Genomic DNA, 26,591 nt, shown 5'->3' with positions numbered 1-26,591 from the left:
CGGATGGAGGGGGCATGTGGCGTTTGCGCTCACTGGCACCGATTTGAGTTGTCCAATGTCATGAAGCTGTTACATTTGGAACAGATACGGGGCGCATCCCTCTTGCCAAGGAGATGCCCGATGGGACTGGACTTCATGTTGGACGAAAACGTGATCGCAACGCGGGTCAAGCAGATCATTGCCGAACAGGCGCTGGTCGATCTGGCCGATGTGCGCGAGGACATGACGCTGGAAGATCTGGAGCTGGACAGCCTTGGGCTGATCGAATGCATCTTCGGAATTGAAGAGGCTTTCGATGTCGCCGTTCCCTTCAATGCGAACAACCCCGACGAAAGCGGCTTTGACATTTCGTCGGTGGGCGCGATTATCCGGCAGGTCGAAGGCCTGATCTCGCAACAGGCCGCATGAGGCGGGTCGTCATCACCGGCGCGGGTACGCTGAACCCGCTTGGGGCCGATGTGGCGTCCACCTTTAAGGCCATGCAGGCTGGCCGATGTGCCATCGGCCCACTGACCTGCCGCGATGTTGAACGCCTGAGCGTTCAGATCGGGGCAGAGGTTTCGGGCTTTGACCCGGTCAGTCATTTCACCCGCGCACAATTACCCTTGTTGGACCGCTTTACCCAGTTCGCGCTGGTCAGCGCGCGCCAAGCGATGGCGCAAGCGGGGCTGGACCTTTCGGAAGCAGAACAGTTGCGCGCAGGCGTCGTGCTGGGCACGGCGGGCGGTGGCAACCTGACGGTTGATGATAATTATCGCACGGTCTATGAAGAAGGGAAGAACCGCGTTCACCCTTTCGTGGTGCCGCGCCTGATGCACAATGCCGCCGCGTCGCATGTGTCGATGGAATTCGGGCTGAAAGGGCCGGGCTTTACCACCTCTACCGCCTGCGCGTCGGCCAATCATGCCATGGGGCAGGCGCTGATGATGATCCGCGCGGGGATGGCCGATATCATGCTGACCGGCGGGTCCGAAGCGATGCTGGGCTTTGGCGGAATCAAGGCTTGGGAAGGTTTGCGCGTGATGAGCCGCGACACTTGCCGCCCCTTCTCGCGCGACCGCTCTGGCATGGTGCAAGGCGAAGGCGGCGCGGTTTTCGTGTTCGAGGAACGCGAGCGCGCCATAGCGCGCGGCGCGGTGATCTTGGCCGAGGTTGCGGGGTTTGGCCTGTCATCTGACGCCAGCGACATCGTCATGCCCGACCGCGACGGCCCGGTGCGCGCCATGCGCATGGCTTTGGCCGATGCCGGGCTTGCGCCCAATGCGATCGGCTATGTCAACGCCCATGGCACCGGCACGGCGGCCAATGACCGGACCGAAGCGCAGGCGCTGGCCGAAGTGATGGGCGATCATCTGGCGGTTTGCCCGGTATCCTCGACGAAATCCATGCATGGCCATCTGATCGGCGGCACAAGTGCTGTTGAACTGCTGGCCTGCCTGATGGCGCTGCAAGAGGGGGTGATCGCCCCCACCGCCAATTTCACCGAAGCCGATCCCGATTGCCAGCTCGATGTGGTGCCGAACGAAGCGCGCGCGGCGCGTGTGGACGCTGTGATGAGCAATGCTTTCGCTTTTGGCGGGTTGAATGCCGTGATGGTGCTGCGCCGCGCCGCCTGACCGACAGGTGATTTGACAGGGGTGCGCCACGCCCGCACCTTATGGGCAAAGCTTGAGGGCGCGCATGAGCAGACCGGACAGTCTTGGGATGATCCGCTTCGGCCTTGGCATGCGTCCGGGCTGGGCCGTGGTGGATGGTGCGGCGCTTCTTGCCGATCTAGACCGCGACGACCGTGCAAAGATCACCCCCTTTGCCACCCGCTTGGCCCGCGCCGCCGAACGCGCCGCTTTGCGCCGCGCACAGCGCGAGGGCCGCCGGGAGAATGCGCAAGATGCGCTGAACACGATCAACCGCCACGAGGCGCGCGACAGCCTGTCCGATCTGCGCGCGCAGATCGCGCAACTGGTCGCGGCGCCGATCGGGTTCCAAGAGCGGGTGACCGCTTTCTGGGCCAACCATTTCGCCGCCGACACGCGCCGGGGCTATTTCCGCTTTGCCCGCGCCAGCTACATCGCAGAGGCCATTCAACCGCATATCGCGGGCAATTTCGCCACGCTGTTGCGCGCGGCGGTCACGCATCCGGTAATGCAGGGGTTTCTGAACCAGAATGTGTCGGTCGGGCCGTTCAGCCGGGTCGGGCGGCGCACCGGGCGTGGCCTGAATGAAAACCTTGCGCGTGAATTGCTGGAACTGCACACACTGGGCGCAGGCTATACCCAAGCCGATGTAACCCAGATGGCGCGGCTGCTGACGGGCGTGACCTTCGATCTGGACAATGGCTACAAGTTTGACCCGCGCATTGCCGAGCCGGGCCTGATAGAGATTTTCGGCAAACGCTACGGTGGCCGCCCAGTGATGGAGCGCCATGTGTTTGACGCGCTGGACGATCTGGCCTTGCGCCCGGAAACGGCGGCGCATTTGGCGGGCAAACTGGCACGGCATTTCGTGTCGGATGATCCCGACCCGCAACTGGTGGCGCATATGCAGGCGGTCTATCTGGCCTCTGGCGGCAACCTGCGCGCGCTTTACCGCGCCATGTTGGAACACCCGGCGGCGTGGGCGCCAGAGTTGCGCAAGACCCGCGCCCCAATGCTGTGGGTCGCCGCCAGCCTGCGCGCGACAGGGGTGACGGCAGACCAGATCCGCGCGCTGTCCGACCGCGACACGCGCCGCGACCTGCTTGGACCTTTGCGGGCGATGGGCGAACGGTGGGAAGCCGTGCCATCCCCCGCCGGATACGACGACAGCGCGCGCGGCTGGATCACGGCGCAGGCCATGGCCGCGCGGATCACATGGGCGATGGGGCTGGCGGACCGTTTGCCCCATGCCCCGGACCCGCGTGATTTCGTGACAAGCGCCATGGGCGGCATGGCCAGTCGGCAGCTTGCGCGCGCCGCAGCCGGGGCAGAAACGCGCGGGCAGGGGGTGGGGATTATCCTATCCGCACCCGAGTTCAACCGCTGCTAGGGGGCAAGATGCGTTCAAAGACCAACCGGCGCGCGTTTCTGGGGCAGGTGGCCGCGCTTGGCTGCTCTGCCGCCGCCAGCCCGCTTTTGACCCCTATCGCCATGGCCAGTGCACCGGGCGAGAACCGGCTGGTGGTGCTCATCCTGCGCGGCGCGCTCGATGGGTTGGATGCGCTGCGCCCTGTGGGGGACACGGCATTCAAGGCGTTGCGCCCCAGCCTGTCCGACGGTGGCACGCCCTTGGGCGACGGGTTCTTCGCGCTGCACCCAGACTTGTCGGGGCTGGCCCCGCTATGGCAGGCGGGCGAGCTAGCCTTTGTCCCCGCCACATCCACCCCCTATCGTGACAAGCGCAGCCATTTCGACGGGCAAGACCTGCTGGAAGCCGGGATCGCGGGCGACCCGGCCCAAGTCCGCGACGGCTGGCTGAACCGCGCGCTGACGCTGATGCCGGGCACCACCGCGCGCACCGCCTTTGCCTTGGGGCGCGAACGAATGCTGGTGCTGGATGGCGCGGCCCCGATTACCCATTGGCAACCGGGCACCGAACTGGACCTTGGCCCCCAAGCGCGGCTGTTGATGGAGTATCTGTTCACCCAAGACACGCTTTTTGCCGAAGCCGGGCGGACCGCGCTGGAGATGGGCAGCGAAGCCGACATGGACACACGCGGCCCCGCGGGCGAGGTGCTGGCGCGCTATCTTGCCGAACAAATACGCGGGGAAACCCGGATCGCCAGCCTGTCTCTGTCGGGGTTCGACACGCATCAATGGCAGAAAAACCGCCTGCGCCCCGCGCTGCGCAACCTGCAAACCACGCTTTTGACCCTGCGCGCCGAACTGGGGGCCCTTTGGGCGCGCACCACGGTTCTGGCGCTAACCGAATTTGGCCGCACCGCGCGCGAAAATGGCACAAATGGCACCGATCACGGCACCGGGGGCATGGCGCTTCTGGCCGGGGGCGCGTTGCGCGGCGGGCGCATGATCGGTGGCTGGCCGGGGCTGGCAGAGTCTGCGCTGTATGACCGGCGCGACCTGATGCCACTCAGCGATGTGCGTGCCTATGCCGCTTGGGCCTTGCACGACATGTTCGGGCTGCGCGCGTCGGACCTGACGCGCACGGTCTTTCCGGGGCTGGACATGGGCGACACGCCCAGCCTGTTGCTTTAACGCTTCCAACACACGCCCACGCAGCCTATATGCGCCCCATGGCACAAGCACCCCTGTTACAACTCTCTGGAATCGGCCTTGGCTTTGGCGGCAACCCGCTGCTGGAGGGGCTGGATATGAATGTTCAACCCGGCGACCGCGTGGCGCTTGTGGGGCGCAACGGGTCGGGCAAATCCACCCTTATGAAGATCATGGCCGGGCTGGTCGAACCCGACACCGGCACCCGCACCCTGCCGCCGGGCATGTCGGTGGGCTATATGGAGCAAGACCCGGATTTCGCGGGGTTTGCGACATTGGGCGACTACGCCATGCAAAGTCTGGACCCGTCGGAACAATGGCGCGTGGATATTGCCGCCGAGGGGCTGGAATTCGACCCGGAGCTTGATCCCGCGCGTGCCTCTGGCGGGGAACGCCGCCGCGCGGCGCTGGCGCGGCTGCTGGCCGAAGCGCCTGACCTGATGCTGCTGGACGAACCGACGAACCATCTGGACATCACCGCCATTCACTGGCTGGAAGCGCGCCTGCGCGAAACCCGCGCGGCCTTTGTGCTTATCAGCCATGACCGCGCCTTCCTGCGCGCGCTGACCCGTGCCACGCTTTGGGTGGACCGGGGCCAGGTGCGCCGCCGCGAAGCTGGGTTCGACGGGTTCGAAGACTGGCGCGACAAGGTCTGGGCGGAAGAAGATGATGCCCGCCACAAGCTGAACCGCAAGATCAAGGCCGAAGCGCGCTGGGCGGTCGAAGGCATCTCTGCCCGCCGCAAACGCAATCAGGGCCGGGTGCGCGCGCTGGCCGAGCTGCGCGCCGAACGCGCGGGCCAGATAAAGCGCCAAGGCACGGCGGCGATGGCCTTCGACGCAGCACCCGCCTCTGGCAAGCTCGTGGCGGAACTGGACGGCGTGTTTAAGGCGTATGGCGACCGGACCATCCTGCGCGATTTCTCGTTGCGGGTGATGCGCGGCGAATGCGTGGCCATGATCGGCCCCAACGGCGTGGGCAAGACCACGCTTTTGCGCCTGATGACCGGGCAGGAAGGGGCCGACCAAGGCACGATCAGGCTGGGCACCAACCTGCAAACCGCCGTGTTCGACCAGACCCGCGCGCAGCTCGACCCCAATTCGTCACTATGGGAGAACCTGACGGGCGATCCGCTGATGGCGGTGTCAGGGCAGGCCGATCAGGTCATGGTGCGCGGCACGCCCCGGCATGTGGTGGGGTATCTCAAGGAATTCCTGTTTGACGAATCTCAGGCACGCGCGCCGGTGCGGTCCCTGTCGGGGGGCGAAAAGGCGCGGCTTCTGCTGGCGCGGATCATGGCGCAACCGGCGAACCTGCTGGTGTTGGACGAACCGACGAACGATCTGGACGTGGAAACGCTGGACCTGCTGCAAGACCTGCTGGGCAGCTTTGACGGCACGGTGCTGCTGGTCAGCCATGACCGCGATTTCATCGACCGGCTGGCGACGACGACGCTGGTGTTCGAAGGGCAGGGCCGCGTGACCGCCTATGCGGGCGGTTGGTCGGATTATCTGGCGCAACGGGCAGAAACGGCGGCACCTGCAACCGCGCCTGTGGCGAAGGCGGGGAAGGCTGTGAAGCCTGCGGTGAAACCTGCGGCGAAGGCGAAGGGGTTGTCGTTCACCGAATCGCACCGGCTGGAGAAGCTGCCATCCGAGATTGCCCGGCTAGAGGCCGAGATCGCCAAGCTGGAGGAGCTGTTGTCAGATGCCGAGCTGTTCACCCGCGAGCCGGTGAAATTCCGCAAGGCGACCGAGGCTTTGACCGCGCGCCAAGAGGCGCTGGCGGCGGCGGAAGAGGACTGGCTGGATTTGGCGGAACGGGCGGAGGCGGGGTAGGGCCGACCCGGTTCGGCCTTAATTATTGATGCAAGATTTAGGTAACATAACTAATCATAAAACCTCTTACCTATCTCTTTGAAAAGCTTCAAGAAGGGCTGGTATTCTTCCTTCGAAAGACTAGTCACTTTAAACTTCTCAAGTGTGAGTTTTTTAAGCTCGTTCTTCGCGTGCTTCTTCCCTGCTCCATCAGAAGCAAGTGCCATAACCAAGTCCGGATTTTCAGAGTAGACTGCCGATCTCACTGACGCTGGCGTTAGACCTTCAACGCAATCACAACCGGGTTTTGCTATTCCGATCGCACAAAAATCCACGTCTGGCGACAGTCCAATTCTTTTGAGGGCTGTTGAGCAACTATCGAAGGCGTCAAGGTCGAAAGTAATAAAAACTCGCTCAAAACGGCTGATTACAAATTTGATTAACGTTGAGTTCTTTAGTGTATCTTTTCCGCCATATGGAATAAACTCAACCGCTTCCGGGAGAATGCTCTTGAATTCCTTTTGATCTCGGAGATGGTCAAAGTACTCTTTGTCAATTGGTCCTTCAACCAAAACCGCAAGACTTGCTTCCTTTGTAAAGATACTGGCTAACGATGCAAAGTCTTCTGGGATAATTCCAAGGTTCTCTGAAAACGGACGCATCCAGTTCTTCTCAGATGTGTCAATTCTATATGTTTCCTTGGGGAGTCCCCGAAAAGTCTTACGATCCAACAAAATATTAGCGCTTGGATTGACTTGATTAAGCATGTAAGGACTGTGGGTTGTGGCGATGATCTGTATCTTTAGCTCAGTTGACATTTGATTAAGGATTTTTCCGAACTCAGCTTGTGCGGACGGATGGAGAAAACTCTCTGGCTCCTCAATTATAACGACTGGCGTGACGCGGTCACTTCTATCAGTTGTTGCGCGCGCCCTTGCTGCTGAGAAGACTGATATCAAGGCTCTGGTGCGGTTTTGTGTTCCTGCGCCCCATTCCCTTATAGGTACTTCCACACTCTTATCAGTTAATTTAATGCTCAGTGGAATGTTGTTTTTTCCAAACTGCTCTGGTGGAGAAAGTTCTACTTCAAGTCTGTCTTTAAGTCGTCCAAGGTGTTCACTCAGCGCAGTTTTGTGTCGTTGTGCGGCTTTCTTGAACTGGTTTTGTAGTCTAGTTTTCGCATCATTTATTTTCTTATTGTCGTCATCGCTGAAGTTAGCCTCAATTATCTCAACTATATCATCACCAGAATAATACATTCTGCTTCTTGGGTTTGTTGAGTTGTGCATTATAAGATTTTGAGCAGAACGAAATTTCTTAATTATCTCGACAGAGTCTAAGTCTTCAAGAACTTTACCATTTAGAGAGACGGTGTTTGACGTCTTGTTTTCGTCAAACTTGCTTTTAAAAATTACTATGGCAGGCTCTTCTTCGAGTGGTGTCTGAGATATTCTTCCGACGAAGTAGTAGAGTTCGGAGTCGTCATCTGGGTAAATTGTTATCTCAAGTGATATTTCTATTTCGCCTTTTTCCCACTGTGTTGTGTCAGTTTTATATCTTATGGGGTTTTGGTCTGAAAAGTAGAAGTTTTCCTCTTCTTGAAGAAAAAAGGAAATAATTTTTACAAAAGCGCTCTTGCCGGAGTTGTTTTTTCCAGAGAGAGTACAATAGCTTCCATCAATATCTAGTTCAATATCTTTGAGTGTTCTAAAGTTTTTGGCAGTAATTCGATTTATTTTCATCTAACCATCCATCTTCAACGCTGAAATAAACGCCTGCTGCGGGATCTCCACTTTGCCGAACTGGCGCATCTTCTTCTTACCCGCTTTCTGCTTGTCCAACAACTTCCGCTTGCGCGAGACGTCGCCGCCGTAGCATTTCGCCGTCACGTCCTTGCGCAAAGCTGCCAAAGTCTCGCGCGCGATGACCTTGCCGCCAATCGCCGCCTGAATCGGGATTTTGAACATGTGGCGGGGGATCAGCTCTTTCAGCTTTTCGCACATCACCCGGCCCCGCCCCTCGGCGCGGTCGCGGTGGACCATCATCGACAGCGCATCGACGGGTTCGTCATTGACCAGCACCTGCATTTTCACAAGGTTGTCCTGCCGGTAGCCCGTGATCTCATAGTCAAAAGACGCATAGCCCTTGGTGATGGATTTCAGCCGGTCGTAGAAATCGAACACTACCTCGTTCAGCGGCAGGTCATAGACGACCATCGCGCGCGCGCCCGCATAGGTCAGTTCCTGCTGGATGCCGCGGCGGTCCTGACACAGTTTCAGCACATCGCCCAGGTAGTCATCGGGCACAAGGATCGTGGCCTTGATGCGTGGTTCTTCCACATGGTCAACATGGGTTAGGTCGGGCAGGTCGGCGGGGTTGTGCAGTTCGATCACTTCGCCCGATTTCATATGCACATGGTAGACGACCGAAGGGGCGGTGGTAATCAGGTCAATGCCATATTCGCGTTCCAGACGGTCGCGGACGACCTCTAGGTGCAGCAGCCCGAGAAAGCCGCAGCGAAAGCCAAAGCCAAGCGCGGCAGAGCTTTCCATTTCATAGGTGAAGGACGCGTCGTTCAACGCCAGTTTCTCGATCGCGCTGCGCAGGTCTTCGAATTCGGCCGAATCGACCGGGAACAGCCCGCAGAACACCACCGGCACAGAGGGTTTGAACCCCGGCAGCGCCTTGGCGCAGGGTTTCTTGTCATGCGTGATCGTGTCGCCCACCTTGGTGTCGCGCACCTGCTTGATGCTGCCGGTGAAGATGCCGATCTCGCCCGGTCCCAGTTCGGGAACATCGACCATGGCGGGTTTCAGCACCGCCAGCTTGTCGATGCCGTATTTGGCGCCCGTCTGCATCATGCGGATGTTGTCGCCCTTGCGGATGACGCCATCCATCACGCGGATCAGCACGACCACGCCTAGGTAAGGGTCATACCAGCTATCGACCAGCATGGCTTTTAGCGGCGCGTCGCGGTCGCCTTGTGGCGCGGGCAGGCGTTTGACAATGGCTTCCAGCACATCGGGAATGCCAAGGCCGGATTTGGCGGAGATCAGCACGGCATCGGACGCATCCAGCCCGATCACATCCTCGATCTGGGCGCGCACGGCATCGGGTTCGGCGGCGGGCAGGTCGATCTTGTTCAGGACGGGGACAATCTCGTGGTCGGCATCGAGCGCGGTATAGACATTGGCCAATGTCTGCGCTTCGACACCTTGGGACGCATCCACCACCAGCAAAGACCCTTCGACCGCCTGCATGGAGCGCGACACTTCATAGGCGAAGTCCACATGCCCCGGCGTGTCGATCAGGTTCAAAACGTAATGGTCCCCGTCCTGCGCGATATAGTCGATGCGGACCGTGTTGGCCTTGATCGTGATACCGCGCTCGCGCTCGATATCCATCGCGTCAAGCATCTGCTCTTTCATGTCGCGGTCGGATACGGTGCCGGTGGACTGGATCAGCCGGTCCGCCAGCGTGGATTTTCCGTGGTCAATATGCGCCACGATCGAGAAGTTCCGGATATGGGAAAGCTGTGTCATGTCCGCTGATATGTCGCGCTTTCCCGTCCCGGTCAATATGGCTTGAAAGGCTGGCGCTATTCGGGCGCGTGGCGGCGCGAATAGCGGTTGTTCGACGGCGCATACCAGCCGTCCAACTGGCCTGCCTTCGGGGCGTAAACGGTCACATCCAGTGGGTGGCAGGTGGCGGCGTCAGAGCTGTGTTCAGACCCGCAATCGCCGCCGGGGCAGGCGGACAGCACGCCCAGCAGGTCGATTTCGGCGAAGAATTCGATGTAATCGCCCGCGCGCGCCGGGCTGGCCTTCATGAAATACTGGCCGGTGTCGCGGGTAAAGCCGGTACACATGAATACATTCAGCACATCGTGAATATGCGCTTCGGCCTCTGCCAGCGGCAGGCGCATTTCTTCGGCCAGCGCGCGGGTCAGGTTGGAATGGCAGGTATTGTGGTAGTCCTGCCCGCTAAGCAAATGGTGGGTATAAGGATCGCAGCGCGTGCCGATCACGTCATGCACCCGGCCGCCATATTCGTCCTGCCCATACCATGCCAAGCTGTCGGCGGTGATAGTGGCCATCGGGCGCAGATAGGGCAGGCAGGACCACAGCCGGTTGCCCACGCCCACATGGCTGCCATAGAGCGCGCGGGTTTTGCCGGAAAAGAACCGCTCTTCCAGATTGCGCGCGGCAAACAGGTTCAGATCGCCCACCTGCGCACCTTCGGGGCAGGAAATGCGAAAGAAGCTGCCCGCCGTGACGTGAAAGCAGCGCGCTTCGCGCGGGGGGATGCGGGTTTGCGCCGTGGCCTGTGCGGTGGCGCGGGCCGCGCGATACTGCTCCATCGGCGGCAGGCGCAGCGTGTCATTCGGATAGCAGATCACGGGCGCCACGGCGCGGCGGGCGGCGGCATCGGCGGGCGTGTTGGTCATGGGCGATCTCCGGCCAAGCAGTGCTTGGGGCTTTTTCCATTTGGCAGCGCCAGTTCGGCCCCGCAGGCGGCGCAGAGATGCAGCACCCGACCATCGGCCAGCGCGCGCCTGTCCTCGCGCCAGCGGCAGCCGCGCCGCTGCCATGGGCGCAGGATCAGGATAACGGCAAAGACGACAAGCAGGCCAAGGATCAGGATCATACCTTGGAAATTGGACCGCTTGCGCGGCGATTTCAAGCCATCCCGCCCGCTGCTATTGTCGCGCCGCCCAAGAGAGCGAGGCCCGGTTGCGGGTGTAGAACTCTCCGAGCATCCCCACAATGATAACGCACAAGCTGAAGATAAGAGGGTAATAGAGCCATGTATTCATCGGGTTGTAATTGATGAAGGCAAAGCCGCGCGCTTGGTCGATCGCGTGAAACAGCGGGTTCCACAGGAAATACGGCAACACGCTGGAGGGCAGCGTATTGGCCAAAAAGAACTTGCCCGATGCCACCATGTTCAAGCGCGAAATCAGCGTGGTCAGCAATTTGGCGGCAGAGGGGAACCAAGGCTTGAGCGCATACATCACGATGCCGATGGCCAGCCCCGAGAACCAGACCGACAACAGCATGGCGAAAGCGCCGAAGGGTTTGTCGATCTCTACGGGTGTCCAGATCGTGTGATACAGGAACAGAATAACCGCGACAGACAACACCTGAATATATAGCTCTGCCAGTGCCGCGCCGCCTATGGCGACGATCGGGTTCATGGGCCGGTGTTTCATCATGGCCGAATTCGGCCCCTCGGCTGTGGCGACCGCCGATAGGGTCTTGATATGTGCCATGAACAGGACAACCCCGCTCATCAGGTAGATCAGCGTATCCCCCCGGATCGCCGCCCCGCGCGCGCCGGCAAAAACGAAGATCAGCAGGAACACGCCCACAAGGATCATGGTCTGGGCAATGTTCAGCAGCAGCCCGATGATGGCATTGCCATGGCTCTTGCGGACATTGCGCACCGATTGGGTGAAGATCAGCTCCAGCGTGTGCCAAAGCCGCCACCAGAATGAGCGCGAGGTTGAGGGGCTGAACATATGGGCCGGTTTCCGATTGTCGCCTGTTAATCCTGTCACTATAGAAAAATTTAGACGAAATCACGGCAGGGAACAATCTTGCCAGCGCCGAAAGGAATTTGCATGTTGCCTGCCGCCGACCGTGTCGCCCTGTTTCGCCGACTTGCGCTGGAAGCGGGCGCGCAGATCATGCAGGTTTACGACAGCGCCGATATGGGCGTCGAAAGCAAGGCCGATGACAGCCCTGTCACACGGGCCGATCAGTTGGCGGATGATGTCATCAGTGCGGGGCTGCGGGCCCAGATGCCCGATATCGCCCTTGTGACCGAAGAACAGGCCGCGACCCATGGTGCGACCGCCGCGACCTTCCTGATCGTGGACCCGCTGGATGGCACCAAGGAATTCATCCAGCGGCGCGGGGATTTCACCGTCAATATTGCGTTGGTCGAAGATGGTGTTCCGGTGGCGGGGATTGTCTATGCTCCGGCAAAGGGGCGCATGTTCTACACCGCAGCCGACGGCACCAGTGTTGAAGAAATTGGCCCGTTCGACCCAGACACCCCCGGCGAAACGCGGCCATTGGCGCTGAGTGCGCCCAATGCGGATGCGCTGATCGTGGTCGCGTCAAAGTCGCACCGCGATGCCGCGACAGATGCCTATATCGCGCGCTACAGGGTAGCCGATATGCGCAGCGCCGGATCGTCGCTGAAATTCTGCCTTGTCGCAGCCGGAGAGGCCGATCTTTACCCCCGCCTTGGCCGCACGATGGAATGGGACACGGCGGCGGGCGATGCGGTGCTGCGCGGGGCGGGCGGGCAGGTGCTGCGCTTTGACGACCATACGCCCTTGCGCTACGGCAAACCCGGCTTTGAAAACCCGTTTTTCATTGCGCGCAACCCGGCTGTGACGTTGGTTGCCCCGGAATAAGGCAGCGCGCGCTTAAGAAATCGTTAACATTTACCAATCTGCTCCGATTTCCACCGTAAACCTGCCGTATTCCACGGGCCTTCTGGCGCCATATCAACTGGCACCAGAATGGAGCATGGAATGAAACGCAAGGTCACGAAAGCCGTCTTCCCTGTCGCAGGCATGGGCACCCGCTTCCTGCCCGCCACAAAGTCGGTCCCCAAAGAGATCATGACCCTTGTCGACCGCCCGCTGATCCAATACGCGATCGACGAGGCCCGCGCTGCCGGCATTACCGAATTCATCTTTGTCACCTCGCGCGGCAAGGGCGCGTTGGAAGATTATTTCGACCGCGCGCCAGAACTCGAAGCTTCGCTATTGGCCAAGGGCAAGACCGCGCTGTTGGAAACGCTGGAAGCGACCAACATGGATAGCGGCGCGATTGCCTATGTCCGCCAGCATCAGGCGCTGGGCCTTGGCCATGCCGTATGGTGCGCGCGCCATCTGATTGGTAATGAGCCCTTCGCGGTGCTGCTGCCCGATGACGTGATCGCGGCGGACAAGCCCTGTCTGAAGCAAATGGTCGAAGCCTATGCGGAAACCGGCGGCAATATGATTGCGGCGATGGAAGTCGCGCCGCATATGGCGTCAAGCTATGGCATTATGGATGTGCCGCCCACGATTGGCCGCACCCTGCCGATGCGCGGCATGGTCGAAAAACCGGCACCGGGCACGCAGCCTTCCAACCTTGCCGCGATTGGTCGCTATATCCTGTCGCCCGATGTGATGACGCATTTGGGCGAAATTAAACCGGGCGCGGGCGGTGAAATCCAATTGACCGACGCGATTGCCCGCGAGATTGCCGAGAAACAGAATGTCTACGGCTATCGTTTTGATGGCGAACGCTACGATTGCGGCTCTAAGGCCGGGTTCCTGCAAGCGACCGTGGCCTTCGGCCTTGCCCGCGCAGAATTGCAAGAGGAACTGGACGACTTCCTGACCGACCTGATGGCGCAGCGTCAGGCCGCGCAGTAACACCCGTAAGCCCAGTGTAAGGGGGGCGCTTTGCTGGCGTCCCCTTTTGCTGCGCGTCTTGGTGCTTGCGCTTGCCCCTTGGGCGGGGTTGACTGGCGCAAATCAGGACAGGCGCGCATGTTTTCTGAACTGCCCCCTTTGCAGGACCGTTGGTTTCGCTTCCGGATGGACTGGAAGCGCCGCCGCTACCGTGCGCGCGCCATCGCCAAGGCGCACGAACTGCGCGCCGCCAAGCGCGGGCGCTGGGGCAGGGGGGCGATCCTGCTGTTTTGCACCATCCGCAATGAAGCGGAGCGCATCGACTGGTTCTTGCATCATTATCGGGGGCTGGGGGTGGATCATTTCTGCTTTGTCGACAATGGCAGCGATGACGGCACGCTGGAAACGCTTTTGGCGCAGCCCGACGCCTCTGTCTGGCGCACGCAGGCCAGTTATCGCGCGTCGCGCTTTGGCGTGGACTGGCTGAACTGGCTGATGCTGGCCCATGCCCGCGGGCATTGGTGCGTGGTCGCCGATGCCGATGAACTGCTGATCTACCCGCATTGGCAAACCCGGCCCCTGCGCGCGCTGACCGATTGGCTGGATGGCCAAGGCCAGCCGATCTTGCCCGCGATGATGCTGGAACTCTATCCCAAGGGTGCGCTGGACAGCCGACGCGTGGTGCCCGGCCAAGACCCGCTGGATGTGCTGCACTGGTTTGACCCCGGCAATTACACGATCACGCGCAAGCCGCTGCTGGATTGCCTGCTGATCCAGGGCGGGCCGCGCGCGCGGGCGTTTTTCGCAGACCAACCCAACCGCGCGCCAACCCTGACCAAACTGCCGCTGGTGAAATGGTCGGCGCATAACGCTTGGGTCAATTCGACCCATTCCATCCTGCCGCGCCATTTGAACGCGGTCTATGCGCGGGGCGCGGGCGAAGGGATTTCAGGCGCGCTGCTGCACACCAAATTCATGGCCCAGATCGTGGACCGTGCCCCGGTGGAAAAGGCCCGCGCCGAACATTTCGGCAATGCACCGGTTTTTGACAGCTATTACGATGCCGTGGCACAGGCCCCCGATCTGTGGTGCGAACACTCGGCCCGGTTTACAGGCTGGCAGCAATTGGAAGAGCTTGGCCTGATCTCGCGCGGGGGGTGGGCCTGATGACACTGATTTACGCAACAAAAACCCGAATGGGGCAAGATTGTTGCAATTGTTCCGCCGCTCGGGCATGACAAGATCAAGGCCGCCACAGTTGGCCGAATTACGGGTGCGAGTAGTGTCATGGGATTGAAAACGCAGTTGAAATTGCGCGCCCGGCGGCAGGTCAAGCTAATGCGCGCCCTGCGCAAAAGCCTAGAGTTGCGCGCCCGCGTCAAACGCACTGATCGCATTCGGCAAGGCGATATCCTGTGTTTCACCACGCTGCGCAACGAATTTGTGCGCTTGCCCTATTTCCTTGAGTATTATCGGAATATGGGTGTGGCGCATTTCCTGATGGTCGATAACGGGTCCGAGGACGGGTCTGCCGAATATCTGGAAACGCAGCGCGACGTGTCGCTCTGGACCACGCAGGGCAGTTACAAGGCATCGTCTTTTGGGGTGGATTGGCTGAACCACCTGCAATGGCGCTATGGCGCGGATCATTGGTGCCTTGTGGCGGATGTGGATGAATTTCTGCTCTATCCTTATGCCGATACCCGGCCGTTGCACGCGCTGACCGACTGGCTGGACAGCCAAGGACGCAAGTCCTTCTCGGCCATGTTGCTGGATATGTATCCCAAAGGGCCGATTGCCGCGCAGCCCTATCGCGCCGGGCAGAACCCGTTCGAGATCGCGCGCTGGTTCGATGCCGCGAATTACTCGCTTCGGAAAAACCCGCTGATGGGCAATCTGTGGATACAGGGCGGCGTGCGCCAGCGCCTGTTCATGTCCGACAGCCCCGAACAGGCCCCGGCGCTGAACAAGGTGCCGCTGGTGCGCTGGTCGCGCAAATATGCCTATGTCAGTTCCAGCCATATGGCATTGCCGCGCGGGCTGAACCGGGTCTATGACGAAAGCGGGGGCGAGCAGGCCTCTGGCGTGTTGCTGCATGCCAAGTTTCTGGACACGATCATGGACAAGGCGAATGAGGAATTGCAGCGCGGCGAACATTACGCCGAAAGCCGGGAATACCGCGCCTATGACCTGACCTTGCGCGACGGGCAGAACCTGTGGTGCGAACACTCGACCGAATACATCAACTGGCGCCAGTTGGAAATTCTGGGGCTGATGTCGAAAGGGGATTGGGCATGACGGCGGCGGCCCCGACTTTGGGTGTGGTCATGCTGTGCCACACGGCGCTGGACCGCGCTGCGCAGGTCGCGCGCTTCTGGCTGGATGCGGGCGTTGCCGTGGCGCTGCATGTCGATAGCGCGGTGCCGCAGCCACAGGTTGCCGCGCTTCAGGCGGGACTGGGCGCGCACCCGTTGCTGCGCATGGTCCCGCGCCATCGCTGCGACTGGGGGTCATGGGATATTGTCGCCGCCAGCCAGACCGCTGCGGAAATGCTGCTGCGCGATTTCGGCAGTCTTGGGCATGTGCTGCTGACTTCGGGGGCCTGTCTGCCGCTGCGCCCGGCGGCAGAGCTTGTCGGCCATCTGCGCGCAAGCGAGGGCACGGATTTCATTGAATCGGTGGCTGTCGACCATGGTGACTGGATCACCGGCGGGCTGTCGCGCGAACGGTTCACGCTGTATTTTCCGTTCTCTTGGCGCAAACAGCGCTGGCTGTTCGACGCTTGGGTTGATCTGCAACGCCGCTGGGGTATCGCCCGCGAAATTCCCCGCCCGCTAGAGCCGCATATGGGCTCGCAATGGTGGTGCCTGTCGCGCGCCACGCTGGAAGCGATCCTGACCCACCCCAAGCGCAAGCGCTACGAGCGCTATTTCAAAGGCTGCTGGATTCCCGATGAAAGCTATTTCCAGACCCTTGCGCGCCTGCATGGACAGCGCATTGAAAGCCGGTCGCTGACGCTGGTGAAATTCGACCGCAACGGGCGGCCCAACCTGTTCTATGACGACCATTTGCAGCTTTTGCGCCGCTCTGACCGCTTTTTGGCCCGCAAAATCTGGCCGCAGGCGCACAAGCTTTACGATTTCTTCCTGACCGATGCGGCGGGCAAACTGGCCCCTGTGCCAGCCGAACCGGCCAAGATTGACCGCTATTTCGAACTGGCCGAACGCCAGCGCACCGAAGGGCGGGCGGGTCTGTATATGCAAAGCCGCTTTCCAAGCGACGATAGCGGACAGGCGGTCACGGCGGGGCCGTATTCGGTGTTCAGCGGCTTTGACCAGTTGTTCCGCGGCTTCGACTATTGGCTGGGGCAGGCGACGGGCACGCGGGCGCATGGCCATCTTTATGCACCGGAACGCGTCAATTTCCATGGCGGGGCCAAGGTCTGGCACGGGGCCATTTCCGACAGTGCCGCCCTGCGCGACTACAATCCGCGCATGTTCCTGACCAATCTGCTTTGGGCCACGCGCGGCGAGCGGCAGTGCTTTTCGATCAGCGCGCGCGACAATGTGCCCCCGGACCTGATGTGGTTCATGGCCAAGGACCGCAACGCGCAGATATCGCTGATAAGCGGCTGCGCTTTGTTGCCGTTGTTTCGTGGCGATTACCGGCCTGACGACCTGCTAGGCCATGTCGCATGGTTGCAAAAGCGCGAGCAGCACATGCTTTCGGTGCTGCAATCGCGCTGGGTCAATGCTGATGTGCGGGTCTGGACGCTTGCGGAATTTCTGGAAGCACCGGAACGCAACCTGTCGGCGGTTCTGACCAAGATCGTGCCCCAAGCCTTCGTCACCGACGCGGGCCTGCCACAGATGCAATCGCTGGACGGGTTGGAGGATTTCCTGAAAGAGTTGCGCAACAAGGGATTGCCCCCGGCGCTGTTGCGCGATTTTGAGGGCCTTTCAATTGCCTGATAGGGTCGCGCAATGACAGATGATTCCCCATTCGACTATTTCGTGGTGCTGGCAGAGATGCGGACAGGGTCCAACCTTGTCGAGGCCAATCTCAACGAATTTGACGGCATCACCTGCGAGGGCGAGGTGTTCAACTCGCATTTCATCTCGCATGAGGGTAAGGGTGAGCTGTATGGTGTGACGCTGGCAGAACGCGACCGCAATCCTATGGCGCTGCTTTTGGCCATTCGCACGCAGCCCGATCTGACCGGGTTCCGCTTCTTTCACGACCATGATGCACGGGTGCTGCCTACGTTCATGCACGATCCGCGCTGCGCCAAAATCATCCTGACGCGCAACCCGCTGGACAGCTATGTGTCGCTGAAGATCGCGCAGGCCACGCAGCAATGGAAGCTGGGCGATGTGAAAACCAAGCGCACGGCGCAGGTCGCGTTTGACCCGGCAGAGTTCGAAGCGCATGTGACCCGCATTCAGGAATTCCAAACCCATATTCTGCGGATGCTGCAAACCACCGGGCAGACCGCGTTCTACCTTGCCTATGAAGATGCCAATGATGTCGAGGTGTTGAACGGGCTGGCCGCTTGGCTGGGCGTGCGCAGCCGGATTGACGCGCCCTCGCGCAAGCTGAAACGCCAGAACCCCGAACCGCTGGACCAAAAGCTGACCAACCCCGAGGCGGTGCGCGACGGCATGGCGCGGCTGGACCGTTTCAACCTGTCGCGCACACCGAATTTCGAACCGCGCCGGGGCCCGATGGTCTGGGGTCTGCGCGCTTGCGCGACCTTGCCCCTGGCCTACCTGCCAATGCCCGGTGCCGCCGATCCGGGCGTGCTGGACTGGATGGCGCAGTGCGACGGCGGGCGGTCCGTACAGGCCGAATTCACCGCCCAAAGCTGGCGTGACTGGCTGCGCGCGCATCCGCGCCGCAGCGTCTTTACCGTGCTGCATCATCCGTTGGCTCGCGCGCATGAGGTCTATCTGCGGCAGATCGTGCATGGCCAACGCGCGAATGTACGCGCGTTTTTGGCCCGCGTGCATGGGGTTGACCTGCCCGAGAAAGACGCGATGGACAGCTATGATACAGCGCTGCACCGCGCCGGGTTTTTGGCGTTCCTGCGTTTTGTGGCCGCCAATCTGAACGGTCAGACGGCCATTTCGGTGCTGCCCGCATGGGCCAGCCAGACAAAGGTGATCGAAGGCGTCATGGGGCAAGCGCCGCTGCATCGCTTGCTGCGCATGGGCAGCTTGGCGCGGGACCTGCCCGATCTGGGCCGCGATCTTGGGCTGAACCTGCCCGAGTTTGCGCCCATGACCCAGCCGCGCCGCTTCACGCTCGGCGGGATATACGACGCCGAGATTGAGGCCGCAGGCCGCGCGGCCTATGCCTTGGATTACGATGCGCTGGGCTTTCAGGATTGGACCGGCTGAATTCTGGCCGCTGTCGCAAGGGGGCTTTGCCCCCCGCCCAAGCTTGGCCCCCAATTCGTGTAACGAGGATAGGGCAGGGTCAAAGGCGCGCGAGGCGCTCTGTCAGAAGCGTGAAGAAGCCATCTGCATCGACATCGCCGATAAACAGCGCGTTGGGCGCGCGACCTGTCACGCGCCACCAATCCGCGACCGTCATGCCAAGGGTCAGGTCCGATCCGGTCTCGATCTCGACATTGATATGTCGGCCGGTGAACAGGTCGGGCTGTAGAAGATAGGCGATGGTGCAGGGGTCGTGCAGCGGCGCACCGGCGGAGCCGTATTTTTCCTTGTCGAAGCGTTCGAAGAAATCTGTCCAACTGGCGACCGCCGGGCCGACCTGACCGGGCAAGGCGCGGAAGGCGGCAATGCGCGGCGCGGTCACCAGCGCCTTGTGGGTCACATCTAGCGGCATGACCACAAGGTCAACGCCTGCGCCAAAGACGATCTTGGCGGCTTCCGGGTCGACATAGATGTTGAATTCCGCGGTGGGGGTGATGTTGCCGACCTCGAAATAGGCGCCGCCCATCAACACGATCTGCTGAATGCGCGGGATGATGTCGGGGGCGCGCTGCATCGCCATGGCGATATTGGTCAGCGGGCCGATGGGCACGAGCGTGACGGTGCCGGGCGCTTCGCGGCGCAGCGTGTCGATCAGGAAATCGACCGCGTGGCCCTCGGCCAGTGGCAGTGTGGGGGCGGGCAGATCCACGCCATCCAACCCGGTCTTGCCATGCACATGTTCCGCCGTTACCAGCTTGCGCACCAAAGGGGCATCGCAACCGGCATAAACCGGGATATCCGCCCGCCCCGCCAATTCGCAGACGCGGCGCGCATTCACATGGGTCAGCGGCAGCGGCACATTGCCCGCGACGCAGGTGATGCCCAGCAGCGTCAGTTCCGGCGCGGCCAGCGCGAGCAGAATGGCCACCGCGTCATCCTGTCCGGGGTCGGTGTCGATGATGATCTTGCGTGTCATGGCATGTCCTTGTTTTGTGCCGCGCAGGATGCGCAGCCTATGCGCGCGGCGCAAGGGCTGTTGATCCGCGCGCGGTGCCGATTTTGTCGTGATTACGCAATCGCGCCGTGCCAAGCTGATGCGGTCACGTTATCGGAAAGGGAATCGTCATGATGCGTTGTCTATTCTTTTGTGTGCTGTTGCTGTCTGGCCCGGCGGCGGCGCAAGACCTGTCCTTTCAGATTGCGCCGACCGAATCCTGCCTGTGGGACAGCGGGAATACGGGCGAAAAGCGCGCCTGTATCGGGCGTGCGGCGGCGGCCTGCATGGAACAGCCGGGTGGCAGCAGCACCGTGGCGATGGGTTTTTGCCTAGATCAGGAACTGGCCTATTGGGATGACATGTTGAACGACGCATATGGTCAGTTGATGCAGGCGATGCGCGCGGCTGACGAAGGCTTGCCCTCGCATTTGGCTATACAGGCCAACAGCTTGCGCGACATGCAGCGCGCGTGGATCCCGTATCGGGATGCGCGCTGCACGCATGAGGCCTCGCTTTGGCAGGGCGGCACCGGGGCCAGCCCGGCCTATCTGAATTGCATTTTGCACGAAACCGGCGAACAGGCGCTGTATCTTGGGGCGCTTTATTCCGGCGAGGGGTGACATGGTCATGGTGTCGCTGCTGCACTTGCGGCGAAAACCCTTCGCAGGCGCGGCAAGTCATTCAAATTAATGAATGTTGAATGTATGCGATGGTATCCCGATATGTGTTTTTCCGCGATCAGGCGGGCTAGTTCAGTTGACCAGTCCATCGTTGCGGAGTAGATGGTGGGCAGCCAATGCTGGCGTGGCACTCTCGCTGGCAAAGTTCGGTGCAGCATACGCTGCCTGCGAAAGGAGCCAAAGGTGCAAGACCTCCTCGCGTCCTACCTGCCCATCGTGATTTTTCTGGCCATTGCCGTGGGCCTTGGCCTTGTGCTGCTTCTGTCGGCCATCGTGATCGCCGTGCGCAACCCCGACCCGGAAAAAGTGTCGGCCTATGAATGCGGGTTCAACGCATTCGATGACGCGCGCATGAAATTCGATGTGCGGTTTTATCTGGTGTCGATCCTGTTCATCATCTTCGACCTAGAGATCGCGTTCCTGTTCCCATGGGCCGTGGCCTTTGGTGACATGTCGATGACGGCGTTCTGGTCGATGATGGTGTTCCTTGCAGTGCTGACCGTTGGCTTTGCCTATGAATGGAAGAAGGGGGCGCTGGAATGGGAGTGATGACTGGCGCGAACACAGCCGGGGCCGACCGCGAGGTTGCCACGCAATCGCTGAACCGCGAGTTGCAGGATAAGGGCTTCTTGCTCACCTCGACCGAGGATATCATCAACTGGGCGCGCAATGGCAGCTTGCACTGGATGACATTCGGCTTGGCCTGCTGCGCGGTCGAGATGATGCACACTTCAATGCCGCGCTATGACCTTGAGCGCTTCGGCACCGCGCCGCGCGCCAGCCCGCGCCAGTCGGACCTGATGATCGTGGCGGGCACGCTGACCAACAAGATGGCCCCTGCTTTGCGCAAGGTTTACGACCAAATGCCAGAGCCGCGCTATGTGATCAGCATGGGAAGCTGCGCCAATGGCGGGGGCTATTACCATTACAGCTATTCCGTGGTGCGCGGCTGCGACCGCGTGGTGCCGGTGGATATCTATGTGCCCGGCTGCCCGCCAACGGCCGAAGCACTGCTGTATGGTATTCTGCAACTGCAACGCAAGATTCGCCGCACCGGCACGCTGGTGCGCTGAGGGGGGCTTATGAGCACAGAATTGCAAGATATCGCCGCCCAGTTGGATGCACGCATGTCCGATGCGGTTGTTGGACATGACATTGCTTTTGGGGAACTGACCGTGACGACGACACTGGCGCATCTGCCGGTTCTGGTGCATTGGTTGCAAACCGATGAAGCGATGCGCTTTTCCACGCTGGTAGACATTACGGCGGTGGACTATCCCGGCCGGGCGGATCGGTTCGAGGTGGTCTATCATTTCTTGTCGATGTATCGGAACCACCGCATCCGGGTAAAGCTGATGGCGGGGGAGGATGACATCGTCCCGTCCATTACCGGCCTTCACCCGTCGGCCAATTGGTTCGAGCGAGAGGTGTTCGACATGTTCGGCATCCTGTTCTCGGGCCACCCCGATCTGCGCCGCCTGCTGACCGATTACGGGTTCCGTGGCCACCCGCTGCGCAAAGATTTCCCGACCACCGGCTATACCGAGGTCCGCTATGACGAAACCTTGAAGCGCGTGGTCTATGAACCCGTGTCGCTGGTGCAGGAATATCGGCAATTCGATTTCATGTCGCCTTGGGAAGGGGCCGAATATGTCCTGCCGGGTGACGAGAAGAAGGAGGCTGCGACATGATGGATGGCTCCTACACGCCGGACACGCTGACGCATGAACAGCGCATCCGCAATTTCAACATCAATTTCGGCCCGCAACACCCTGCTGCGCATGGTGTGTTGCGTCTGGTTCTGGAATTGGACGGTGAGATTGTCGAACGCTGCGACCCGCATATCGGCCTGCTGCATCGTGGCACCGAAAAGCTGATGGAATCGCGCACCTACCTGCAAAACCTGCCGTATTTCGACCGGCTGGATTATGTGGCCCCGATGAACCAAGAACATGCTTGGTGCTTGGCGATCGAACGCCTGACTGGGGTCGAGGTGCCGCGCCGCGCGCAGTTGATCCGGGTGCTCTATTCCGAGATCGGGCGCATCCTGTCGCATCTGCTGAACGTGACCACGCAGGCCATGGACGTGGGCGCGTTGACGCCGCCGCTCTGGGGTTTCGAGGAACGCGAGAAGCTGATGATCTTCTACGAGCGGGCCTGCGGCGCGCGCCTGCACGCGGCCTATTTCCGCCCCGGCGGTGTGCATCAAGATCTGCCGCCCGCGCTGATCGACGATATCGAGGCTTGGGCGCATGAATTCCCCAAGGTGCTGGATGATATCGACACGCTGCTGACCGAAAACCGCATTTTCAAGCAGCGCAATGCCGATATCGGGATCATCACCGAGCAGGAAATTCTGGATTGGGGCTATTCCGGCGTCATGGTGCGCGGGTCCGGGCTGGCATGGGATTTGCGCCGCGCGCAGCCCTATGAATGCTATGACGAATTCGACTTCAAAATCCCTGTCGGCAAGAATGGCGATTGCTACGACCGCTACCTGTGCCGGATGCAGGAAATGCGCGAGTCGACCTCGATCATCTTGCAGGCCATCGAAAAGCTGCGCGCGTCCGAAGGGCAGGGCGATGTTCTTGCACGCGGCAAGATCACGCCGCCGTCGCGGTCAGACATGAAAACCTCCATGGAAAGCCTGATCCATCATTTCAAACTGTATACCGAAGGGTTCCATGTGCCCGCGGGCGAAGTTTATGCCGCCGTGGAAGCGCCCAAGGGCGAATTCGGCGTGTATCTGGTCGCGGACGGCACCAACAAGCCCTACCGCGCCAAACTACGCGCGCCGGGCTACCTGCACCTGCAAAGCATGGACCATGTGGCCAAGGGCCACCAATTGGCCGATGTGGCCGCCATTATCGGCACCATGGATGTCGTGTTCGGAGAGATTGACCGGTGAACAAAGACTATCGCTCAATCTTGGCCATTAGCCTAGCGGCTGTTGTAGCTAAGCCAGTGGTTGTGGCAGCGCAGGAAAACTCAGTTGCGTCAGCATGCATTGACGTCACGGAGTATGCTTATCAACTTGGCTTGGCAATGTTCATGGCAACAAGAGGAAGCGATCAAGAGCAAGGTGTAAGAATATTTCGGCAAGCTCAAAACGATTTTTCTAGGAAGCTTTTGAATTTCCGAATTATTGCTGGTCCAAGGGCCTCTAACTTTGTTTTTACGCCAATAGAAGCACTAGGGAAAATTGAACAGCAGACTGAGGAATGTGTCTTGCGATCAGAGTGTCCTACCGACATCGCTTATTTGTTGGCAAACTTTCAAAACTCAGTGATCGAGCTTTGTGCAGAAGATCATCAAGGAAGTAAATAAATGCTACGCCGACTGCACTCAGACCAGCCCAACAGCTTCGCCTTCACCCCGGCCAATCAGGCATGGGCGGACGCGCAGATCGCCAAATACCCGGCGGGCCGTCAGGCCAGTGCCATTATTCCGCTTTTGTGGCGCGCGCAGGAACAGCATGGCTGGCTGACCCGCGCGGCGATTGAACATGTGGCATCTATGCTGGATATGGCCTATATCCGGGCGCTGGAAGTGGCGACCTTCTACTTCATGTTCCAGCTGCAACCCGTTGGCAGCGTTGCGCATTTCCAGATTTGCGGCACCACGCCCTGTATGCTGTGTGGCTCGGAAGAGCTGATCAAGGTCTGCCGCGAGAAGATTGCCAAGCAGCCGCATAAATTGTCGGCAGATGGCAAGTTCTCGTGGGAAGAGGTGGAATGCCTTGGCGCCTGTTCCAACGCCCCCATGGCGCAGATCGGCAAGGATTATTACGAGGATCTGGACGCCGAGAGCTTCGCCAAGCTGATCGACGATATGGCGGCGGGCAAAGTGCCGACGCCCGGTTCGCAAAAAGGGCGTTTTGCATCCGAACCTTTGGGCGGGGCGACCACGTTGAAGGATTACACCGGGCAGACGCAGAACGGTTCTGTCGCGCTGGCCACCGGAATTGGCGATACGCTCAAACGCATTGACGGCACCGAAGTGCCGCTGGTCGCGCCATGGCGTGACCACCCGCGCGCCGATGGGCAGCCGATGGGCGGCGACGTGGCCGAGATGACCAAACCCGCCGATCCCGAAGCCGCGCCCAAAGCCAAGGGCGACAGCGCCACTCTGCGCGTCAAGCAAGAGATCGCAACCCCCGCGCCCAAGGCCAAAATCGTGGAGCCTGCACCCGAGATTGCCGAAGAGATGCCCGAAATGCTGGCAGAGGCACGCGGCACGCCGGATGATCTGAAAAAGATCAAGGGTGTCGGCCCCAAGCTGGAAGGCGTGTTGAACGAACTGGGCGTGTGGCATTTCTGGCAGATCGCACGCTGGACCGAGGCAGAGATCGCTTGGGTCGATACGCGGTTGAAGTTCAAGGGCCGGATTGAGCGCGACGAGTGGATCGCACAAGCCAAGATCCTCGCCGAGGGCGGCGAGACCGAATTTTCGAAACGCTCCTGACAGATAGATCGGATGGGGCAAGGGATATGGGCATGACCAAACCCAGCGAACAGGACATGGCGCTCGCGCGGCAGGCTCGGCTTGCCGGCGCGGTGATGGCCGTGGCAATTGTCGCTTGGGTCGGTCTGCAATTTCTGGGTGGGCAATTGGGCTGGCAGGCGCGCTATGCGTTTCTGGTCGATTTTGCCGCCCTTGCCGCCTTTGCCTGGGGCTTGATCGTGACTTTCCGCATCTGGCGGCTGAAGGGCCGCTGAGCGCGCAGATAGGGATACGCATATGCTGGACGACAAGGACCGCATCTTTACCAACCTTTACGGCATGCATGACCGCTCGCTGAAAGGCGCGCAGGCGCGTGGCCATTGGGATGGCACCAAGAAGATCCTTGAAAAGGGCCGCGATTGGATCATTGACGAAATGAAGCAATCGGGGCTGCGCGGGCGCGGCGGGGCCGGGTTCCCGACCGGGCTGAAATGGTCCTTCATGCCCAAGGAAAGCGACGGGCGTCCGGCCTATCTGGTGGTAAACGCAGACGAATCCGAGCCGGGCACTTGCAAGGACCGTGAGATCATGCGCCACGATCCGCATACGCTGATCGAAGGGTGCCTGATCGCGTCTTTCGCCATGAATGCCCATGCCTGTTACATCTATATCCGCGGCGAGTATATCCGCGAGAAAGAGGCGCTGCAAAACGCCATTGATGAGGCTTACGACGCGGGTCTGGTCGGCCCGAATGCTTGTGGTTCTGGCTATGATTTCGACATCTACCTGCACCATGGGGCGGGGGCCTATATCTGCGGCGAGGAAACGGCGCTTCTGGAAAGCCTTGAAGGCAAGAAGGGCATGCCGCGCATGAAACCGCCATTTCCAGCGGGGGCGGGGCTGTATGGGTGCCCGACCACGGTGAACAATGTCGAATCCATCGCCGTTGTGCCCACCATCCTGCGGCGCGGTGCTTCGTGGTTTTCCGGCTTTGGCCGTCCGAACAATGCGGGCACCAAGATTTTCGCCATTTCCGGCCATGTGAACACGCCCTGCGTGGTGGAAGAGTCCATGTCGATCAGCTTTGAAGAGCTGATCGAAACCCATTGCGGCGGCATTCGCGGCGGCTGGGACAATCTGCTGGCGGTCATTCCCGGCGGGTCGTCGGTGCCTTGCGTGCGCGGCGAAAACATGCGCGACGCGATCATGGATTTCGACTATCTGCAAAAAGACCTGCGCTCGGGCCTTGGCACGGCGGCGGTGATCGTGATGGACAAATCCACCGATATCGTGGCCGCGATCTGGCGCTTGGCCAAGTTCTACAAGCATGAAAGCTGTGGCCAGTGCACGCCTTGCCGCGAGGGCACGGGCTGGATGATGCGCGTCATGGAGCGCCTTGTGCGCGGAGAGGCCGAGATCGAGGAAATCGACATGCTGTGGGACGTGTCCAAGCAGGTCGAGGGCCATACAATCTGCGCGCTGGGGGATGCAGCCGCATGGCCCATTCAGGGCCTGATCCGCAATTTCCGCCCCGAGATCGAAGATCGCATCCGCGCCAACAAGGCCGGTCGCGTGGCGGCGGAGTAAG

Annotated in this window: 26 protein-coding genes; 20 read left to right on the top strand and 6 right to left on the bottom strand. The window is 60.6% G+C overall.

The window, feature by feature from the left end; all coding sequences use genetic code 11:
- Positions 1 to 120 precede the first annotated feature (120 nt).
- From AWT76_RS11210 to AWT76_RS11190, 5 genes are all read left to right on the top strand, one after another.
- Positions 121 to 408, top strand: a complete 288-nt coding sequence (locus tag AWT76_RS11210) for an acyl carrier protein (RefSeq protein WP_082700178.1) — start codon at positions 121 to 123, stop codon at positions 406 to 408.
- Positions 405 to 1,616, top strand: a complete 1,212-nt coding sequence (locus AWT76_RS11205) for a beta-ketoacyl-[acyl-carrier-protein] synthase family protein (RefSeq protein ID WP_072246422.1) — start codon at positions 405 to 407, stop codon at positions 1,614 to 1,616. The genes AWT76_RS11210 and AWT76_RS11205 overlap by 4 nt, the downstream gene beginning before the upstream one ends.
- A gap of 64 nt (positions 1,617 to 1,680) precedes the next feature.
- Positions 1,681 to 3,024: a DUF1800 domain-containing protein gene (locus tag AWT76_RS11200; RefSeq protein ID WP_072246421.1), complete on the top strand. Its 1,344-nt coding sequence runs from the start codon at positions 1,681 to 1,683 to the stop codon at positions 3,022 to 3,024.
- A gap of 8 nt (positions 3,025 to 3,032) precedes the next feature.
- Positions 3,033 to 4,190 carry a DUF1501 domain-containing protein gene (locus tag AWT76_RS11195; protein ID WP_072246420.1) on the top strand — a complete coding sequence of 386 codons (1,158 nt, stop codon included), beginning with the start codon at positions 3,033 to 3,035 and terminating at the stop codon, positions 4,188 to 4,190.
- A 38-nt stretch (positions 4,191 to 4,228) separates the two neighbouring features.
- Complete coding sequence (locus tag AWT76_RS11190; RefSeq protein WP_072247657.1) at positions 4,229 to 6,046, top strand: ABC-F family ATP-binding cassette domain-containing protein; 1,818 nt, start codon at positions 4,229 to 4,231, stop codon at positions 6,044 to 6,046.
- A 50-nt stretch (positions 6,047 to 6,096) separates the two neighbouring features.
- On the opposite strand, the gene AWT76_RS11185 is transcribed toward AWT76_RS11190, so the two are convergent.
- The 5 genes from AWT76_RS11185 to AWT76_RS11165 are packed head-to-tail and all read right to left on the bottom strand — an operon-like array spanning position 6,097 to position 11,546.
- The gene (locus AWT76_RS11185; RefSeq protein ID WP_072246419.1) at positions 6,097 to 7,767 is read right to left on the bottom strand and encodes an ATP-dependent nuclease; all 1,671 of its coding nucleotides are present in this window, start codon (positions 7,765 to 7,767) and stop codon (positions 6,097 to 6,099) included.
- Complete coding sequence (lepA, locus tag AWT76_RS11180; RefSeq protein ID WP_072246418.1) at positions 7,768 to 9,567, bottom strand: translation elongation factor 4; 1,800 nt, start codon at positions 9,565 to 9,567, stop codon at positions 7,768 to 7,770.
- 56 nt (positions 9,568 to 9,623) lie between these two features.
- Positions 9,624 to 10,472 carry an urea carboxylase-associated family protein gene (locus AWT76_RS11175; RefSeq protein ID WP_072246417.1) on the bottom strand — a complete coding sequence of 283 codons (849 nt, stop codon included), beginning with the start codon at positions 10,470 to 10,472 and terminating at the stop codon, positions 9,624 to 9,626.
- Positions 10,469 to 10,708: a hypothetical protein gene (locus AWT76_RS11170; protein ID WP_245638810.1), complete on the bottom strand. Its 240-nt coding sequence runs from the start codon at positions 10,706 to 10,708 to the stop codon at positions 10,469 to 10,471. Before AWT76_RS11170 ends, AWT76_RS11175 begins: the two co-directional genes overlap by 4 nt.
- 16 nt (positions 10,709 to 10,724) lie before the next feature.
- Positions 10,725 to 11,546: an ABC transporter permease gene (locus tag AWT76_RS11165; RefSeq protein ID WP_072246415.1), complete on the bottom strand. Its 822-nt coding sequence runs from the start codon at positions 11,544 to 11,546 to the stop codon at positions 10,725 to 10,727.
- A 102-nt stretch (positions 11,547 to 11,648) separates the two neighbouring features.
- Here AWT76_RS11165 and cysQ point away from each other — a divergent pair, with 102 nt between their 5' ends.
- The 6 genes from cysQ (at position 11,649) to AWT76_RS11135 (ending at position 18,844) form a co-directional block, all read left to right on the top strand.
- Entirely contained in the window at positions 11,649 to 12,452 is an 804-nt protein-coding gene (gene cysQ / locus AWT76_RS11160; RefSeq protein ID WP_072246414.1) for a 3'(2'),5'-bisphosphate nucleotidase CysQ, read from the top strand.
- A 120-nt stretch (positions 12,453 to 12,572) separates the two neighbouring features.
- Positions 12,573 to 13,466, top strand: a complete 894-nt coding sequence (locus AWT76_RS11155; protein ID WP_072246413.1) for a UTP--glucose-1-phosphate uridylyltransferase — start codon at positions 12,573 to 12,575, stop codon at positions 13,464 to 13,466.
- A gap of 117 nt (positions 13,467 to 13,583) precedes the next feature.
- A complete protein-coding gene (locus AWT76_RS11150) occupies positions 13,584 to 14,612 on the top strand; it encodes a glycosyltransferase family 2 protein (RefSeq protein WP_072246412.1) in 1,029 nt (342 codons plus the stop codon).
- Positions 14,613 to 14,732: 120 nt separating this feature from the next.
- Entirely contained in the window at positions 14,733 to 15,743 is a 1,011-nt protein-coding gene (locus AWT76_RS11145) for a glycosyltransferase family 2 protein (RefSeq protein WP_072246411.1), read from the top strand.
- Positions 15,740 to 17,416 (top strand): DUF5927 domain-containing protein, encoded by a 1,677-nt coding sequence (locus tag AWT76_RS11140; protein WP_072246410.1) that lies wholly within the window; start codon positions 15,740 to 15,742, stop codon positions 17,414 to 17,416. The genes AWT76_RS11145 and AWT76_RS11140 overlap by 4 nt, the downstream gene beginning before the upstream one ends.
- A 12-nt stretch (positions 17,417 to 17,428) precedes the next feature.
- The gene (locus tag AWT76_RS11135) at positions 17,429 to 18,844 is read left to right on the top strand and encodes a hypothetical protein (RefSeq protein WP_072246409.1); all 1,416 of its coding nucleotides are present in this window, start codon (positions 17,429 to 17,431) and stop codon (positions 18,842 to 18,844) included.
- A gap of 79 nt (positions 18,845 to 18,923) precedes the next feature.
- Here AWT76_RS11135 and AWT76_RS11130 read toward each other — a convergent pair whose 3' ends face one another.
- On the bottom strand, positions 18,924 to 19,859 hold the full coding sequence (locus AWT76_RS11130) for a nucleoside hydrolase (RefSeq protein WP_072247656.1): 936 nt from the start codon (positions 19,857 to 19,859) through the stop codon (positions 18,924 to 18,926).
- Between the two features lie 149 nt (positions 19,860 to 20,008).
- Between AWT76_RS11130 and AWT76_RS11125 the strand changes: the two genes are divergently transcribed.
- The 9 genes from AWT76_RS11125 (at position 20,009) to nuoF (ending at position 26,590) form a co-directional block, all read left to right on the top strand.
- Positions 20,009 to 20,500, top strand: coding sequence for a lysozyme inhibitor LprI family protein (locus AWT76_RS11125; RefSeq protein ID WP_245638809.1), 492 nt, complete (start codon positions 20,009 to 20,011; stop codon positions 20,498 to 20,500).
- A 243-nt stretch (positions 20,501 to 20,743) separates the two neighbouring features.
- Positions 20,744 to 21,109: an NADH-quinone oxidoreductase subunit A gene (locus tag AWT76_RS11120; RefSeq protein WP_072246408.1), complete on the top strand. Its 366-nt coding sequence runs from the start codon at positions 20,744 to 20,746 to the stop codon at positions 21,107 to 21,109.
- The gene (locus AWT76_RS11115) at positions 21,100 to 21,633 is read left to right on the top strand and encodes a NuoB/complex I 20 kDa subunit family protein (RefSeq protein ID WP_176699388.1); all 534 of its coding nucleotides are present in this window, start codon (positions 21,100 to 21,102) and stop codon (positions 21,631 to 21,633) included. The genes AWT76_RS11120 and AWT76_RS11115 overlap by 10 nt, the downstream gene beginning before the upstream one ends.
- A 9-nt stretch (positions 21,634 to 21,642) precedes the next feature.
- Positions 21,643 to 22,251: an NADH-quinone oxidoreductase subunit C gene (locus AWT76_RS11110; RefSeq protein ID WP_072246406.1), complete on the top strand. Its 609-nt coding sequence runs from the start codon at positions 21,643 to 21,645 to the stop codon at positions 22,249 to 22,251.
- Positions 22,248 to 23,468, top strand: coding sequence for an NADH-quinone oxidoreductase subunit D (locus tag AWT76_RS11105; protein WP_072246405.1), 1,221 nt, complete (start codon positions 22,248 to 22,250; stop codon positions 23,466 to 23,468). Before AWT76_RS11110 ends, AWT76_RS11105 begins: the two co-directional genes overlap by 4 nt.
- Positions 23,465 to 23,887 carry a hypothetical protein gene (locus tag AWT76_RS16765; protein ID WP_141655944.1) on the top strand — a complete coding sequence of 141 codons (423 nt, stop codon included), beginning with the start codon at positions 23,465 to 23,467 and terminating at the stop codon, positions 23,885 to 23,887. The genes AWT76_RS11105 and AWT76_RS16765 overlap by 4 nt, the downstream gene beginning before the upstream one ends.
- On the top strand, positions 23,888 to 25,024 hold the full coding sequence (locus AWT76_RS11100) for an NADH-quinone oxidoreductase subunit E (RefSeq protein ID WP_072246404.1): 1,137 nt from the start codon (positions 23,888 to 23,890) through the stop codon (positions 25,022 to 25,024).
- Between the two features lie 32 nt (positions 25,025 to 25,056).
- Positions 25,057 to 25,278 carry a DUF5337 domain-containing protein gene (locus tag AWT76_RS11095; RefSeq protein ID WP_072247654.1) on the top strand — a complete coding sequence of 74 codons (222 nt, stop codon included), beginning with the start codon at positions 25,057 to 25,059 and terminating at the stop codon, positions 25,276 to 25,278.
- 22 nt (positions 25,279 to 25,300) lie between these two features.
- Positions 25,301 to 26,590, top strand: a complete 1,290-nt coding sequence (gene nuoF / locus AWT76_RS11090) for an NADH-quinone oxidoreductase subunit NuoF (protein WP_072246403.1) — start codon at positions 25,301 to 25,303, stop codon at positions 26,588 to 26,590.
- Position 26,591: the final 1 nt, after the last annotated feature.

Origin of the sequence: Roseibaca calidilacus (genome assembly GCF_001517585.1) — a bacterium.
Taxonomy (GTDB): Bacteria; Pseudomonadota; Alphaproteobacteria; order Rhodobacterales; family Rhodobacteraceae; genus Roseinatronobacter; species Roseinatronobacter calidilacus.
Note: the sequence above shows the minus strand (reverse complement) of the source record. Positions and strands in the feature narration are given on the sequence as shown.